The following is a 15798-nucleotide window of genomic DNA, read 5'->3' on the forward strand; positions in this document are numbered from 1 at the left end:
TCGCGGCGATCGCCGAGCCACAGCTCGAGAACGCGGTTCTGCAGCGGCGAGACGTCCTGGTACTCGTCGACCGTGAAGTGCCGGTACTGCTCGCGCACCGCCGCGGCCACGCGCGGTTCGGCCTCGATCATGCCGGCGCACGTCAGCAGCACGTCCTCGAAGTCCATCTGGCGCCGCTCGTCCTTGAGCTTCTCGTACGCGCGCTGCAGAGCGACCACCTGGTCCACCGAGAGCCGGCCGACACCGTCCGGTCGGTCGACCGCGTACTGCTCGATCGAGCGGAGCGTCACTTTTCTCCACTCGATGGATGCCGCGACATCCCGCAGCGTCGCGGTGTCGGGCGCGAGCCCCACACCGTCGGCCGCGTGGGCCAGCATCCGCACCTTGTTATCGATGATCGAGGGCGCCTGATCGCCCGCGAGGGTCGGCCAGAAGAAGTTCACCTGCGCGAGCGCCGCCGCGTGGAACGTGCGCGCCGACACGCCCGACACACCCAGCGCGCGCAGTCGACCGCGCATCTCGCCCGCGGCCTTGGCCGTGAACGTCACCGCCATGACCCGCTGCGGCGAGTACGCCCCGGTGTCGACGCCGTGCGCGATGCGGCGCGTGATGACGCGCGTCTTGCCGGTGCCCGCGCCCGCCAGAACGCACACCGGTCCGCGCAGCGCGCGCGCCGCCTCGAGCTGATGCTCGTCGAGACCGTCGAGAGGGCCGGTCATGCGACGCCCCGGTACCAGTCGTCGATCAGCCGACGGGCGATGGATGCCGGCCCCGGCAGCTGCGCGACGCCCTCGCCGCGCATCGCGGCGCCGATCTCGTCACGCGAGAACCACCGCACCTCGACGATCTCTTCCCCGTCGGCTTGCGCCTCGGCGTCATCGACGACCTCGGCGCGGAACCCGAGCATGAGCGACCGCGGGTACGGCCACGCCTGCGAGCCGCGGTACTCGACGCGGCGCAGACGCACGTTCGCCTCCTCGTTCACCTCACGGGCGACCGTGTCCTCAAGAGACTCCCCCGCCTCGGCAAACCCCGCGAAGCAGGAGTACCGATCCCCGCCCCAGGCCGCGTTCGCGCCGAGGAGCACCCGATCGTCGTCGGATGCCGAGGTGACCAGCACGATCACGGCCGGATCGGTGCGCGGGAAGTGCTCGCGCCCGCAGGCCGGGCAGTGCCGCGACCAGCCGGCGTGGCGCAGCTCGGTGCGCGTCCCGCAGGCCGGGCAGAACGGCGCATCGCGCAGCCACCCCGCCAGGGCCACGGCGGTGGTCAGCAACTCGGCCTCGGCGGCGGGCAGGTCGCCGCCCGACGCCCGCAACGACGCCCACTCGGCATCCGGGGACGTGATGTCGTCGGCGTCGTCGGGGAGGACCGCGAGAAGGACGGCCGCCCCATCGGCGTCGCGTCCCAGGAACGCCCACTCCCGCACGCCCGACAGCTCGTCGACCGCGACGTACAACAGGCGACCGTCTCGCATCGGTGCCGCGTCACGGCGGACGGCGAGCACGCGGGTGCCCCGCTCGGACAGCAGCCGCGGCAGCAGGTCGGGCTCGTCGCGCTCGCCGCCGGAGCGATCGACCGGCTGGACGGCGAGGGAATCGGACGACGAAGACGCGGGAAGCGGCATCGAGCACCTCTCTGACGATGGGAGCGAGCGGGCGACCGTCGGCTCGACCTCTGCGGTCAAGGGCGTGGCGCGAGTGGCGGAGCGGGGCGCCGACCTACCCTGGGGGCATGGCACGCTCGCCCCTCATTTTAGCCGCGTCGGCGACGACGGCCCTGCCGGGAACCGCCTTCACGAGCGCCCGTGCGCTGACCGAGAACGCGGGCGGCCGCTTCGACGCGGCACTGGCCCGCACCGACGACGGGCGACAGGTCGTCGTGCGCATGCCGGCCACCGACGACAGCGCCCACGACCTCGCGGCCGAGTCGCGCGCCCTGCACGCCCTGACCGCGGGCGTTCGGGCTCTGCTGCCCTTCGCCGTACCCGAGGTGCTCGGCGAGAGCGGCTCGGGAGCCCAGCGCGTGCTGATCACCGAGCACATCCACGGCTACCGGATCGACCCCGCGCACCTGCCCAAGGGGCCCGGATACGCCCCGGCCATCGGCGGAGCCCTCGCGGCCGTGCACGCCCTGCCCGTGTCGATCGTGCGCACCGACGGACTGCCCGTGCGCTCGCCCGAGCAGATCCGCGACGACGTCAAGCGCCTGCTCGACCGGGCCGACGCGACCGGCCGCGTGTCCGACGACCTCATGCTGCGCTGGCGCCGCGCCCTGGAGGTCGACGACCTCTGGCGCTTCGAGTCGGCGGTCGTGCTGGGCGGAGCGACCAGCGCCTCCATCGTGCTCGCCGACGACGACGACGCCATCCCCCACGTGGTCGGCATCCTCGACTGGGCCGGCCTGAGCGTCGGCGACCCGGCCATCGACCTGAGGTGGTTGGCATCCGCCCCCCTCGCCGCCGACGACGTGCACGACGGCTACGCCTCGGCCGGCGACCGCTCCCCCGACCCCCTGCTGCGAGAACGCGCGCGCCTGTACGCCGAACTCGAGTTCGCCCGCTGGCTCGTGCACGGACACGACGCCGGTGAGGCCGACGTCGTCGCCGACGCCGTCGCCCTGCTGGACGCCCTCGCCGACGGCGTCCGCGGTGACCACATCGTCCCCGACACGCGCAGCGACATCGACGACGCCATGGCGCTGGTCGAGAGCGTGCCGCCCGTCGCCGCGCCCGGCGTCGTCGACACGTCGATGCAGACCGACGCCTACGACCCCGAGGCCCTCTCGCTCTACCTCTCGGCCGAACGCGACCGCGCCGCCGCGGCCGAAGCGCTGGCCGACGCCCTCGACGAGCGCAAGAACCCGGATGCCGAGACCGGCGCCATCCACGTCGACCAGCTGCCCGAGCCCGACAGCGTCGACCCGGACGCCACCGCCCCGGTCGACCTCGACGGCTGGACCGCCCCGGCCACCCAGGGCCCCGCGCTCTCGGGCGACACCGACGGCACCTCGCTGTGGGCGCGGCCGCAGACGGCCGAGTCCTCGCACGAGCCGTCGACCCCCGAGCCCGCGATCCGCGATCACGGCGACGCCTCGCTCCCGATCTTCCGGGACGGCGACCACGCACGCGACGGAGATGTGGACGACGAAGAGGATGCCGCTCGCGCCAGCCGTGCGGCGCTGAAGCGCTGGGGCGTGTCGGGCGACTCGGCCTGAGCTCTTTCCCGGCGCCGCTTCCGCAGATCACGGGTGCGGCGCGGACCCGCCGCCGGGCGTGGCCACCGCCGCGCGGCGCTGACCCGCCGCCGGGCGTAGTCGCCGCCGCCCGGCGCTGGCCCGCAGTCAGGCGTAGCCGCCGCCGTGCGGCGCCGCCGCGCAACGCCGACCCGCCGCCGGGCGTAGCCGCCGCTGCGCGGCGTCGCGCGTCAGCCGCGCAGCACCAGCTCGTCGCCGACGTAGAACAGGGCGACGTCGATGAGGTCGACGTCGATGCCGTGCTTGGCGTGGTACGCCTCGCGGTAGAGCTCGAGCTGCAGCATGCGCGCGCGCCGGTCGGCCTCGGTGGTGGGCGGTCGGCCCGTCTTCCAGTCGACGATCTCGTACCGCTCACCACGGCGGTAAACCGCGTCGAGCTTGCAGATGACGACGTGTTCGCGGCCATCGAGTCGTGTCGTGACGAAGTCGATCTCGGTCTCGACCTCGAGGGGGCGCAGGCCCGCCCACTCGGAGCGTTCGAAGCATTCGCGCAGGCGCTGCAGCTCTACGGCGTCCGCGGCCGAGGCGCCGACCTCGTCGTCGTCCCACAGCCCGTCGTCGTCGAGACCGATCCCCGCACCCACGTGCCCCGACCGCTGCTCGACCCAGGCGTGGAAGAGCGTGCCCAGGCGGGTCTGACGGTACGGCCGTTCGGGCATCGGACGGCGCAGGTCGTCGACGGCGCGTCCGTAGTCGGCGACGAAGTCCTTGAACTTCGACGCCGGGATGCGCGTCGGCGCCGGCGCATGGGTCGGGCGCAGACGGTCGGCGCGCTCGGCGAGCAGCAGTTCGAGATCGGGGTCGGGATCGGCCGGTTCGCTCGCGCGCGCCGCGTCGGCCGCGGCCACCGCCGAGGTGATCGCGGTGCGGCGGGCCCCGAGCGGGTCGAGGGGCCAGTGCAGTAGGCGACGCTCGCCGTCGTAGGGGTCGTCGCCGGGCTCGCCGACCCGCAGGTCGACTCCGAGCGCCTCTGCGGCTTCGTCGAGGAACACGCTCGGCGTGCGGGGCTTCTTCGTGCCCGACCAGCTCGAGCCCGACAGCAGCAGATGGTCACGGGCGCGGGTGAAGGCCACGTAGGCGAGTCGACGATCCTCGTCGAGCTGGCGTGCGCGGTTGTCGGCGACGAACTGGTCGATCGCGGCCTTGAGGTCCTGCTGGGTCTCGGCTCCGCGCCAGCCGAGCATCGGCAGCCAGGCGGAGTCCCCGCGGAACTCGGCGGGGAGGATGCCGAACCCGAGCCACCCCTTCGTGTCGCGCGGCGCGGAGGGAAGTTCGTCGGTGACGAGTCGCACGACGGAGACGGCATCCCACTCCAGGCCCTTCGACCCGTGGATCGTGAGCAGCTGCACGACGTCGTCTTCGGGCGGCTCGGTCCGGGGGGCGAACTCGTCGGCCTGCTCGGCGTGATCGAGCCACGCGAGCAGGCTGGTCACCGACCCCGACTCGTCAGCGGCGAGGAAGCCGCGGATCTCGTCGACGAAGGCGCGCAACTGCGCCGAGGCGATGCGCGCCGGTCCACGCGACTCGTTCGCGGCGAGCTCGATGTCGAGGCGCAGCTCGGCCTCGATCAGGCGGATGAGCTCGGGGATGGGGGCGCCCACGCTGCGGCGCAGCCCCGCGAACACCGCGCCCGCTTCGCGCAGGCGCGCGCGCCCCTCGGGCGTGAAGTCGGTGAGCCAGCCGTGGCCGTCGGTCTGACGGGCGACGAAGTCGAGCGCGTCGACGAGCGACGCGCGATCGGCCCCCGGGGTCGAGCGCAGGCGGTCGACGACCTCGGGCGCGAGCGGCTGCAGGGCCACGTCGTGCGTGGCGAGTCGGCGGGCGAGCTGGGCGAGGGCGCGCAGGTCGGCGAGTCCGACGGCCCAGCGCGGCCCCGAGAGCAGACGGATGAGCGCCGAGCCGGCCTCGGGGTCGCTGATGACGCGCAGCGCCGAGACGACGTCCACCACCTCGGGGGTGGTGAGCAGGCCGCCCAGGCCGAGGATGCGATGAGGGATGCCGCGTCGGCCGAGCGCGTCGCCGAAGCGCACCATGTGCTTCTTGCTGCGGAACAGCACGGCCCCCGTCGTGGGGCGCCCCTCTGCGGCACGCGCCGCCCGCACGCCCACGAACCAGGCCGCGACGCGGTCGGCCTCGGCATCCAGGTCGTTCTCGAACACCATCTCGACGACCCCGGTGGGCGCACCCGGCCGGGATCGCAGTTCTTCGACGGCGACCGCCGCGCGTGAGGCGAGCGGGGCGAGCACGGCGTTGGCCGCATCGAGCACGCGGGCGCTGTTGCGCCAGCTGGTCAGCAGCGAGAACCTCTGGCACGACCCCGCGGGGGCGAAGGCGTCGGGGAAGCCGCCGAGGTTTCCGGCGCTCGCCCCGCGCCAGGCGTAGATCGCCTGGTGGGGGTCGCCGACGGCCATCACGCCGGTGCCGCCGAAGAGGGTCGAGAGCAGGTCGGTCTGGACGACCGAGGTGTCCTGGTACTCGTCGAGCAGGACGACCCGGTATCGAGCGCGCAGCTCGGCGACGACAGCGGGATGCTCCTGGGCGATCCGCAGCGCCCCCGCCACCTGATCCGCGAAGTCCATGACGCCCAGTCGCGCCTTCTCGCGGTCGTAGTCGGCGGCCAGCGCGGCGAGCAACGACAGGGCGGACACCTTGGCGGCCGCCTCGCCGACCTCTTTATAGACGACGACGCGCTTGGACGTCGACGGCCGTTCGACGATGCGCCCGAACTCCTCGGGGAAGGATGCCAACCGCTCGAGGTCGACGAGGTTGTCGACCCCGTCGCGGGCGATGCGCAGGGCCGCGTCGATGAGCGAGCGCGGGGACTCCTGCCGCTCTTCGAGACGGGGGTCGTCGCTGGCGAAGACGACGCGGCGCATGAGAAGCCACGCGGCCGACTCCGACAGCACGGCCGACTCGGAGTCGCGGCCGATGCGCAGCCCGTGCTCGCGGACGATCGAGTCGGCGAAGCTGTTGTAGGTCGACACGGTGGGCCGGTGCAGCAGCTGGTCGGCGTCGGCCGCCGCGCCCTTGTGGGCGCCGACCTCGGCGGCGAGGGCGTCGAGCGCCTCTCGACGGACCGCATCGCCCCGCGCGCCCTCGAGACCGGCGATCTCGGCGAAGACCGCCAAGCGCCCCGCCGCGTGCAGGGCGGGCAGGGCCGGAAGGAGTCCGCGGGCCTCGAACTCGGACAGTCGCTGCAGCCGGCGCTGGATGCGCTCGGCGAGCTCACCGGCGGCCTTGCGCGTGAAGGTCAGGCCCAGCACCTCGTCACGGCGGACGAGACCGTTCGCGACGAGCCACACGACGCGGCCGGCCATCGTCTCGGTCTTGCCGCTGCCGGCACCGGCCACCACGAGCGCCGGGGCGAGCGGGGCCTCGATCACCGCCGTCTGCTCGAGCGTGGGCGGAAACTGCCCCAGGGCGGCCGCGATCGTCGCGGCCGAGAGCATCGCCGTCATGACGCGCTCACCGCCGACACCGTGTGGATGCGGCACAGGCCGAACGAGAACTCGTCGCGGCAGTGCACCTCGTAGGGCGCGGCGAAGCTCGTACCGCGCATGACGCCCACCGCGCGCTGCACCCGCTCGACGAAGGCGCCCCGCTGCTCGTCGTCGAACGGTTTCTGCGTCGGCTCGGCGTAGTCCTTGGTCGCGGCGGTCGGCCGCAGGACGAGAAGCTTGGCGCCGCCCGACGGCATGCCGGCGGCCTGCTCGATCGCCCCCGACGCGAAGGCCAACTGGTAGGCGGCGAGCTGGGGGTTGTCGGCGACCTTCGCGTCGGTCTGCGGTTCGCTCTTGCCGGTCTTGAGGTCGACGATGACCACTTCTCCGGCGGGATTGACCTCGACCCGGTCGATGTCGCCACTCAGCACGGCTCCGTGCTCAGCGGCATCCGCCACCGGGATGGGCACCTCGAAGTGCCGCTCCGCCCCGATCAGACGCCCACCCGCGTCGTCGAAGCGGCGCAGGTAGGCGGCGAGACGGCGCACCAGGTCGCGGGCGCGCGTGCGTTCGGCGCGTTCGCGCCACACCGCGTCGAACACCAGCTCGCCCCAGCGCTCGTCGACGACGGCCCACAGGTCGTCTTCGGACGCGGATGCCGCGGTCTCGAGCGCCGCGTGGATGATCGTGCCGATTCCCGCGGTCGTCCCGCCGCGATCACCGCCGAGGTCGGCGATCACCCAGTCGAGCTCGCACTCTTCGAGGGCGTGCAGTCGCGAGGGCGACACCCGCACGTCCTCGCGCTCGAGGTCGCGCAGCGGCGCCGTCGAACTGGGGGCCGCCACGCCGTACCACTGCTCGCTCGCGGCGCCCGCGACGCCGGCCGCGGCCAGCAGGGCGAGCTGGCCGGCCGCGTGAGCGCGCTCGCTCGCGCCGACCCGCGCCGCGGTCAACGTGCGCCGGTGGCGGGCGACGAGGCCGCGCAGCGACAACGGGTGTTCGGGGATGGATGCCGCCGCCTCGGGCGCCGGGAGCATCTCGAACAGCACGCTCGGGCCGGTGTCGTCGTCGTCGACGGCCGTGACGACGAGAAGCGAGCCGGCGCGGCTGATGGCGCGCACGAAGAGCCGGAGTTCGTCGTGCATCGCGGCTCGACGCCGGTCCAGCATGCCGGCGGCGGGAAGGTCGGGATTCTGCACCGCGTCGGCCAGACGCCACGTCTCGAGCAGTCCGCCGCGCAGTCGGGTGTTGGGCCACACGCCCTCTTGCACGCCGGCGAGGATGACCGTGTCGAACGACGTACCGGCGGCCGCGGCGGGCGTGAGCACGCGAACGGTGTCGACGACCGCGGGCTGCTCGATGCGGTCTTCGGCGACGTCGCTGTCGAGCACCGACCGCAGGAACGTCGACGATTCGCCGTCGGGTTCGCGTTCGGTGTAGCGCTTGGCGGCCTGGAACAACGCCACGATCGCATCGAGGTCGCGGTCGGCCTGCTCGGCGAGCGGGCCGTGACCGCGCGTCGCCTCGCGCCACGTGCGCGAGAGCGCGCTGCGCTCCCACGCGGTCCACAGCATCTCGTGCGCCGTCGCCCGCGCCCGCGCCTGCGCGCGGATCGCCGCGAGCGTTTCGCCGAGACGGATGGCCCGCCGCGCCTCGCGCGAGTCGATGCTCTCGAGCTCGAGCGGGTGGCGCACACCCGAGACCAGCAGCTCGGTCGCGGGTCGGCTTCCGCCGGCCGAGACCTCGTCGTGCCGCAGGGCCGTGCGCAGCCGCCGCAGTTCGATGGGGTCGAGGCCGCCGAACGTGCCGAGCAGAGCGTCGACGACCTCGTCGGCCCGCCATTCGTCGGGGTCGAGCGCACCGAGCTCGACCAGACGCACCAGGTCGCGGACGGGCTTCTGCACGCCGAGGGCGAGTCCCGGCCCGCTCGCCCGCGCCGGTACTTCGCGCGCGGCGAGCTCGGCCTCGAGGGTGGCGACCTGCCGCGAGTCGTGGGCGATCACGGCGCACGCCCCCCACGGCACCCCGTCGAGGACGTGTCGTTCGCGCAGGAGCCGCGCGATGGCGTCGGCCTCTTCGGCCGGCGACCGCAGAAGATACGTCCGCACCGAGCCCTGCGGGGCGGCGCCGACCGGAGCACGGCGGTGTGCGACCACACCCGCGGCGCCGATGCGCGAGGCGACCTGCCGTACCAGGTCGATCTGCTCGGGCGTCCCCCGATGCGGGGTGGCGAGGGCGTGCGTCGCGCCCAGCTCGCGCGCGAGTCGGGCGAAGTTCTCGGGGGTGGCACCGCGGAAGGCGCCGGAGCCGACGTCGGGGTCACCGAACGCCACCACCCCGATGCCGAGCAGGCGGCACGCGCGCAGCAGGTCGATCCCGCCGGCGGTCAGCTCTTGCGCGTCGTCGACCAGCACGCAGCGCAGCGACGCGAACCGGCCGAGCAGCGAACGGTCGACCCGCGCGTCGTCGAGCACGGCGACCGCCTCGCGGGCCAGGTCGGCGGCGTCGCGATGCGCCCCGCGCATCTCGGCGCGCACGGCCCGGTACTCGTCGGCGAACGACGCCAGCGACGCCCACACGGGCAGGTCGTGCCGTTCGGAGAGGTCGACGAGCTCGGCCGAGGACACGCCGAGGTCGGTGCACTCCGCGAGGAAAGCGCGGAGGTCGCCGCGGAAGCCGCGCGTGGCGCGGATCGCGGCGCCGAGCCACTCGGGCCACCGCGACGCCCCCTCGAGCTCGTCGAGCGTGTCGCCCTCGAGCAGATCGCGGATGATCTGGTCTTCGTCGCCGCCGGTGAGCAGTTGCGGGGGTTCGGCGCCGCGGCGCACCTCGGCACCGCGGACGAGCTGGAACGCGAACGACGCCACCGAACGCGCGAGCGCGCCCGACGTGGCCCGCCCGACCGCGAGGGCCAGCGGGTCGCGCAGAGCCGTGGCCGCGGGCCGCGTCGGCGTCAACACCAGGAGGTCGTCGGGATGGACTCCGGATGCCACCAACCGCCGCACGCGCGCCAGCAACGCCGTCGTCTTGCCCGTGCCGGGCGCCCCCACCACGACGCCGCTCGCCTCGGGCGCCCACGACGCAACGGTCCGCTGGTCGTCGTCGAGATCGACACCGACCGCGGTCGCGACGTCGGGGGCGACGGCATCCGGAATCTGCATGCGTCCACGCTAATCGCGACCTCCGACATCGCCCGCGGGCACGCGGCGTTCGCCGTCCGCGAAGCGGCGCCGTCGACGGGTCGTGGTGTCGGAGGCCTGCCCTAGAGTCGAATCACGCGCCGGGCCGACCGCGGCCCGCGGGGAAAGGACGCATCGTGGAGATCCGCATCGGCATCACCAACACCGGCCGCGAGCTCAACTTCGAGACCAACGAGAGCTCCGACGCCGTCAAGTCGGCCGTCGCCTCGGCCCTCGACAGCTCGGCCAGCCACGTCACGTTCACCGACGTCAAGGGCAACTCGTACCTCGTCCCGACCGCCAACCTCGCGTTCGTCGAACTCGGCACCGAAGAGTCGCGTCGCGTCGGTTTCGTCGCCTGACGACAGACCCGTGCAGATCCTGCTCGGTCTGATCATCGGCGCGGTCGTCGGCCTCGCCGCTCACTTCGCTCTGCCCCACCGGCAGCTGCGCGGGGCGGCGCTCGCCCCTCTCGCGGGGGCGGCGGCCACGGCCGTGGTGTGGACCGCTCTCACGTGGGCCGGGCTGGGCGTCGACTCGCCGATCCTCTGGCTGGTGGCCGTGCTGGCTCCCGCCGCGACGGTCCTCGCGCTGATCCCGGTCCTCTCTCGCTCGCGCCTCGCGCGCGACGAGGCCGACCGCGCGCGCATCGGCGCCTGACGGCACGGGCTCGCCGCGGGGGCGGGCCACCGACGCGCTCGGCGCACGCCAACCGCTCTCAGGCCGCGAGGCCCATGGCATCCATCCGCCGTGCGTGCGCACCCATCAGCTCGCTGAACACCGGCTCGACCTTGGCCTCTTCGTCGCGGTCGAGGTGCCCGCGCCGCAGCGCGGCGCGCGCGACCAGCAGCGTGTCGCCCACCAGGCGGCGGCCCCACAGCGCCAGCAGCCAGCGCCATTCCTCGTCGCTGTCGATGGTCGCGCCCAGGATCTCGACGATCGCCTGCCGATCGTCGTCGGCCTGCAGGATGCGGGCCACGCGCTTGCCGGTGTCGCCGTAGCTGGACGACAGCGCGAGGTAGAAGTCGTCGAGCATGCCCGCCGTGATGTGCACGGTGAGCATCGTCTCTTGCGCACGTACCCCGTGGGTGTTGCGGCGGAACGCGTCGAGCGACTCGCGGAACGGCAGCATGAGCTGCGTCGGATCGGCACCGCGCTCGCGAATAAGCGCGACGAGCTCCTGATGCTTGATGAGCGCCGCGCCGGCCGCGCGCGACAGCGACTCCTTCTCGGCGAGCTCGGGGGTCAGGGCGATCAGCTCGCTGAGCGTCTCGAAGAAGCCGAGCTGCAGATACGCGGCTTGACCGAGGAAGGTCTCGACGTCGGGCGCGAGCTCGGCGAAGTCGACGCGCATGGCCTCGCCCAGGTCTCCGCGCGAGCGCAATTGCAGCGTGCGGCCCACCGGGCGCTGACGACGACGGAACCACTCGAACACGCCCCCAGCCTAGGCGTCGGGGGCCCGCAGAAACACGCCGGGTAGAGTGGACACGCCCCGGCGATGGATCGGGGCCCCGCGCCTGAGGACGAGTGAGGCGTGGATACGACTCCCCCAGGCGGTCTCTCGCCGCCGGAACAGGCACGCACAATGACGACATTCGCCGAGCTCGGCATCGACCAGGACATCGTCGATGCCCTGGCATCCAAGGGCATCATCGACGCCTTCCCCATTCAGGAGCAGACCATCCCCCTGGGCCTTCCCGGACAGGACATCATCGGTCAGGCCAAGACGGGTACCGGAAAGACCTTCGGCTTCGGCATCCCCGTCGTCCAGCGACTGGGTCTCGACCCCGAGCCCGGTGTCAAGGCGCTCATCGTCGTGCCCACGCGCGAGCTCGCCGTCCAGGTCTTCGAAGACATGGACATGCTGACCTCGAACCGCTCCACGAGCGTCGTCGCGATCTACGGCGGCAAGGCGTACGAGGGGCAGATCGACCAGCTCAAGGCCGGCGCGCAGATCGTCGTCGGAACTCCCGGTCGCCTCATCGACCTCGCCAACCAGCGTCTGCTCGACCTGTCGCACGCGACCGAGGTCGTGCTCGATGAGGCCGACAAGATGCTCGACCTCGGCTTCCTCGCCGACATCGAGAAGATCTTCTCGAAGGTCCCCGCGGTGCGTCACACGCAGCTGTTCTCGGCGACCATGCCCGGCCCGATCGTCGCCCTGGCGCGCCGCTTCATGTCGAACCCCATCCACATGCGTGCCAACGACCCCGACGAGGGCCTCACGCAGGCGAACATCAAGCACCTCGTCTACCGAGCGCACTCGCTCGACAAGGACGAGGTCATCGCCCGTATCCTGCAGGCCGAGGGGCGCGAGAAGGCCGTCATCTTCACCCGCACCAAGCGCGCCGCGCAGAAGCTGGTCGACGAGCTGGGCGACCGCGGCTTCAACGCCGCCGCCGTCCACGGCGACATGAGCCAAGAGGCCCGCGAGCGCTCGATGGCCGCCTTCAAGGCCGGCAAGAAGGACGTGCTGATCGCGACCGACGTCGCCGCGCGCGGTATCGACGTCAACGACGTCACCCACGTGATCAACCACACCATCCCCGACGACGAGAAGACCTACCTGCACCGCGCCGGCCGCACCGGCCGTGCCGGCCGCACCGGTATCGCCGTCACCTTCGTCGACTGGGACGACGTGCACAAGTGGGCGCTCATCAACCGCGCCCTCGAGTTCGGTCAGCCCGAGCCGACCGAGACCTACTCGTCGAGCCCGCACCTCTTCACCGACCTCGACATCCCCGAGGGCACCAAGGGCCGCCTGGTCACCGCCCCCAAGGCCGTCGCGCCCAAGCAGGTCGAGAAGAAGAGCGAGGGCCAGGATGCCGACGGCACCCGCGCCCCGCGTCGTCGCCGCCGGGGAGGCTCGTCGTCGGGCGCTCCGGCCGAGGGCGGCTCGACCGAGCGCGGTGACGCCGGTGCCGGCACGCACGACGGCGCCGGCAAGGAGCACCACGACGGGAACGCCGCCCCGCGCCGCCGCCGTCGCCGCCGCAGCGGGGGCAGCTCCGGAGCCCCGACGGCCCCCGTCGCCTGAGCCACGGACCCTTCGACGGCGCCGATCCCCTCGGGGGTCGGCGCCGTCGTCCGTCACGCCGGGACGACGGCATCCGGCCCCTCCGCCCCGCCCCTCGCGGCTAGGCCCGGCCCGCCCCGGCTAGGCTCAGCCCGCCCGGCTAGGCTCGGCCCGGCCCGCCCCCGCCCCCGCGATAAACGCCCCCTGTGCCGAGACACGCTCCGCGAACGCGTGTCTCGACACACACAGCGTTTATCGGGGCCCGGGCCAGCACCCCCGCCCAGCCCAGCGCCCCGCAGCGGGCCGGCGCTCCCGTCCCCATCGCCCGGCCCCGCCCGGCCCCCATCCCCGCGATAAACGCCTCCTGTGCCGAGACACGCTCCGCGAACGCGTGTCTCGACACACACAGCGTTTATCGGGGCCCGGGCCAGCACCCCCGCCCAGCCCAGCGCCCCGCAGCGGGCCGGCGCTCCCGTCCCCATCGCCCGGCCCCGCCCGGCCCCCATCCCCGCGATAAACGCTCCCTGTGCCGAGGCACGCTCCGCGAACGCGTGTCTCGACACACACAGCGTTTATCGGGGCCCGGGCCAGCACCGCGGCCCAGCCCAGCGCCCCGCATCGAGCCAGCACGCCCGCCCCCATCGCCCGGCCCCACCCCCGCGATAAACGCTCCCTGTGCCGAGACACGCCCCGCGAACGCGTGTCTCGACACACACAGCGTTTATCGGGACCCGGGTCAGCACCCCCGCCCGGCCAAACACCCCGGATCAAGCCCAGCGCCCTAGCGCAGCACCCCGCGGCCCAGCCCCGCACCCCGGGCTCGCGCGCGAGCAGCGCCCCGCGCCTACGCGAAGACCGGCGCCGAACCGCGGCCGAGCGCGAACAGCCGCGCGACCATGTCGTCGGCGGTCGTGTTCTCGCCCGGGACGTTCGGCTTGCCCAGACCGTGGTAATCGCTCGACCCGGTGACGATCAGGTCGCGCTCGGCCGCGAGCGTGGCGAGCAGGGCCGTCGGCTCGGGCAGGTTCTCGCGATGCGCGAGCTCGAACCCCGCCAGACCCGCCCGCAGCATCGCCTGCAGCACCCCGTCGGGAAGCAGCGCGCGACCGGCCGGGTGGGCGACGATCGGCACGCCCCCGGCCCCGACGACGAGCTCGACGGCGGTCACCGGGTCCGGGGCGTACAGGGCGACGTAGTAATCGCCGGACGGGTGCAGGATGCCGGCGAAGGCCTCGGTGCGATCGGCGACGATCCCCCGGGCGACGAGGGCGTCGGCGATGTGCGGGCGCCCCACTGTCGCGCCGTCGGTGGTCTGCGCGACGATGTCGTCCCACGCGATGTCGTAGTCGTGCGAGATACGCTCCGCCATGATCTGCGCGCGGTCGAGGCGCGACGAGCGGATGCGATCCGTCATCGCCCGCAGCCCCGCGTCGTCGGGATCGATCAGGTAGGCGAGCAGGTGGACGCTGCGCCAGCGGTGACGCGCCGACAGCTCCATGCCGGGCACGAACGTCATCCCCAAGGACGTCGCCGCCTCGGCGGCTTCGGCCCAGCCCGAGGTCGTGTCGTGGTCGGTCAGGGCGGCGGTGCGCAGGCCGTGGCGGTGCGCGGCGGCCATGACCTCGGCGGGCGGCTCGGTCCCGTCGGAGTGCGAGGAGTGCAGGTGCAGATCGGTCGGTCCCTCGAAACGACGATCGTGCGGCATCCGTCGAGCGTATCGCCCTCACCCCCCTGGTGGCCACGGCGACCTTCGGGCATCGCCCTGCCGGCATCCGTCGATCTCCCAGACGGCTCGCCTAGGGTCGGATGCGTGCGTCGACTGCTCGGATTCCTGGTCGCGCTCGTCTTTGCGGCGGGTGCCGCCGTGCTCACGTGGCCCTCGGCCTTCGGTCTCGAGCGCACGTTCCCGCTCGCGCAGGTGATCTCGTTCCGCGCGCCGCTCGCGGCCGCCCTGATCGCGGCGACGCTGCTCATGCTGCTGTTCGCGTTCATCCGCCCGGTGCGGGCGATGGCCCTGGTGCTCGCGCTGATCTTCGGCGTCTCGGGCGGCATCAACGTCGCCCTGCTGTCCGACCGCGGCTTCGGCGGCGATCTCCCCGCCAAGACCGAGACGAGCCTGCGCGTGATGACGTGGAACACCGCGGGCTCGGCGACCTCGGCCGAGTCGATCGCGAAGTTCGCCGTGGGCATGCAGGCCGACGTGGTGACGCTGCCCGAGACCACGATCGACACCGGCGCGCAGGTCGCCGAGATGATGCGCGACATGGGTCAGCCCATGTGGGCCCATCACGCCGAGTACGGCGAATACGGCATCACGGGGTGGGATGCCACGTCCACGACCGTGCTGATCCGCCCGACCCTGGGCGACTACTCCGTCATCCAGTCGTCGCTCGACGGTTCGAGCAACACCTCCACCGTCCCCAGCGCCGTGGCCATGCCGGTCTCGGGCGACGGGCCGATCATCGTCGCCGCGCACGCGGTCGCGCCGCGCCAGGAGTACATGCCGCAGTGGCGCAGCGATCTGCAGTGGCTGGCCGATCAATGCGGCACCGACAACGTCATCCTCGCCGGCGACTTCAACGCCACGCTCGACCACATGACGGGAATGGGCATCGACGGCGGCACCCTGGGCCGCTGCCACGACGCGGCCTCCGAGAGCGGCAACGGCGGTGTGGGCACCTGGCCGACCGACGCTCCCGCGCTGCTGGGCGCGCCCATCGACCACGTCATGGCGACGCCCGACTGGACCGTGTCGGGCTCGGTCGTCATGCGCTCCCTCGACGGGTCGGGCAGCGATCACCGCCCCATCGTCGTGCAGCTCGAGCGCACCGCCCGCTGACGACGGGCGCCTGCGCCCCTCCTCCCCACCCTGGATCCGAGCGGCGGGGCCGTGGCATCCGTGCGCCCG

Annotated in this window: 11 protein-coding genes; 5 read left to right on the forward strand and 6 right to left on the reverse strand. The window is 73.2% G+C overall.

From position 1 onward, the window contains the following. Together DC432_RS09895 and nudC are read right to left on the reverse strand one after the other, a co-directional pair. Positions 1–719 (reverse strand): UvrD-helicase domain-containing protein (locus DC432_RS09895; RefSeq protein ID WP_133177915.1); only part of this gene is annotated, 719 nt, incomplete at its 3' end. After that, positions 716–1627 (reverse strand): NAD(+) diphosphatase, encoded by a 912-nt coding sequence (gene nudC, locus DC432_RS09900; RefSeq protein WP_116537756.1) that lies wholly within the window; start codon positions 1625–1627, stop codon positions 716–718. The genes nudC and DC432_RS09895, both read right to left, overlap by 4 nt. Positions 1628–1734: 107 nt before the next feature. Here nudC and DC432_RS09905 point away from each other — a divergent pair, with 107 nt between their 5' ends. Next, the gene (locus tag DC432_RS09905) at positions 1735–3216 is read left to right on the forward strand and encodes a phosphotransferase (protein WP_116537757.1); all 1482 of its coding nucleotides are present in this window, start codon (positions 1735–1737) and stop codon (positions 3214–3216) included. Positions 3217–3425: 209 nt separating this feature from the next. Here the strand turns inward: DC432_RS09905 and DC432_RS09910 are convergent, their stop codons facing one another. Beyond that, positions 3426–6713, reverse strand: coding sequence for an ATP-dependent DNA helicase (locus DC432_RS09910; protein ID WP_116537790.1), 3288 nt, complete (start codon positions 6711–6713; stop codon positions 3426–3428). Next, positions 6710–9856, reverse strand: coding sequence for an ATP-dependent helicase (locus DC432_RS09915; protein WP_116537758.1), 3147 nt, complete (start codon positions 9854–9856; stop codon positions 6710–6712). The genes DC432_RS09910 and DC432_RS09915 overlap by 4 nt, the downstream gene beginning before the upstream one ends. Positions 9857–10011: 155 nt before the next feature. On the opposite strand from DC432_RS09915, the gene DC432_RS09920 reads away from it, so the two are divergent. Together DC432_RS09920 and DC432_RS09925 are read left to right on the forward strand one after the other, a co-directional pair. Then, positions 10012–10236: a DUF3107 domain-containing protein gene (locus DC432_RS09920; protein WP_116537759.1), complete on the forward strand. Its 225-nt coding sequence runs from the start codon at positions 10012–10014 to the stop codon at positions 10234–10236. Positions 10237–10246: 10 nt separating this feature from the next. Further along, on the forward strand, positions 10247–10534 hold the full coding sequence (locus tag DC432_RS09925) for a hypothetical protein (RefSeq protein ID WP_116537760.1): 288 nt from the start codon (positions 10247–10249) through the stop codon (positions 10532–10534). A gap of 58 nt (positions 10535–10592) precedes the next feature. Here the strand turns inward: DC432_RS09925 and DC432_RS09930 are convergent, their stop codons facing one another. Beyond that, complete coding sequence (locus DC432_RS09930; protein ID WP_116537761.1) at positions 10593–11309, reverse strand: ferritin-like fold-containing protein; 717 nt, start codon at positions 11307–11309, stop codon at positions 10593–10595. A gap of 150 nt (positions 11310–11459) precedes the next feature. On the opposite strand from DC432_RS09930, the gene DC432_RS09935 reads away from it, so the two are divergent. Then, positions 11460–12911, forward strand: coding sequence for a DEAD/DEAH box helicase (locus DC432_RS09935; RefSeq protein WP_116537762.1), 1452 nt, complete (start codon positions 11460–11462; stop codon positions 12909–12911). Between the two features lie 823 nt (positions 12912–13734). Here DC432_RS09935 and DC432_RS09940 read toward each other — a convergent pair. Further along, positions 13735–14595, reverse strand: a complete 861-nt coding sequence (locus DC432_RS09940) for a PHP domain-containing protein (protein ID WP_116537763.1) — start codon at positions 14593–14595, stop codon at positions 13735–13737. 105 nt (positions 14596–14700) lie between these two features. Between DC432_RS09940 and DC432_RS09945 the strand changes: the two genes are divergently transcribed. Further along, the gene (locus DC432_RS09945) at positions 14701–15729 is read left to right on the forward strand and encodes an endonuclease/exonuclease/phosphatase family protein (protein ID WP_116537764.1); all 1029 of its coding nucleotides are present in this window, start codon (positions 14701–14703) and stop codon (positions 15727–15729) included. Positions 15730–15798 lie beyond the last annotated feature (69 nt).

The organism is Microbacterium testaceum, assembly GCF_003075375.1.
Taxonomy (GTDB): Bacteria; Actinomycetota; Actinomycetes; order Actinomycetales; family Microbacteriaceae; genus Microbacterium; species Microbacterium testaceum_E.

Bases quoted from the DNA above. Each gene is read 5' to 3' on its own strand.
- DC432_RS09935 (WP_116537762.1), top strand. From the start codon at position 11,460: ATGACGACATTCGCCGAGCTCGGCATCGACCAGGACATCGTCGATGCC.
- DC432_RS09910 (WP_116537790.1), bottom strand. From the start codon at position 6,713: ATGACGGCGATGCTCTCGGCCGCGACGATCGCGGCCGCCCTGGGGCAG.
- DC432_RS09905 (WP_116537757.1), top strand. From the start codon at position 1,735: ATGGCACGCTCGCCCCTCATTTTAGCCGCGTCGGCGACGACGGCCCTG.
- DC432_RS09915 (WP_116537758.1), bottom strand. From the start codon at position 9,856: ATGCAGATTCCGGATGCCGTCGCCCCCGACGTCGCGACCGCGGTCGGT.
- DC432_RS09940 (WP_116537763.1), bottom strand. From the start codon at position 14,595: ATGCCGCACGATCGTCGTTTCGAGGGACCGACCGATCTGCACCTGCAC.
- nudC (WP_116537756.1), bottom strand. From the start codon at position 1,627: ATGCCGCTTCCCGCGTCTTCGTCGTCCGATTCCCTCGCCGTCCAGCCG.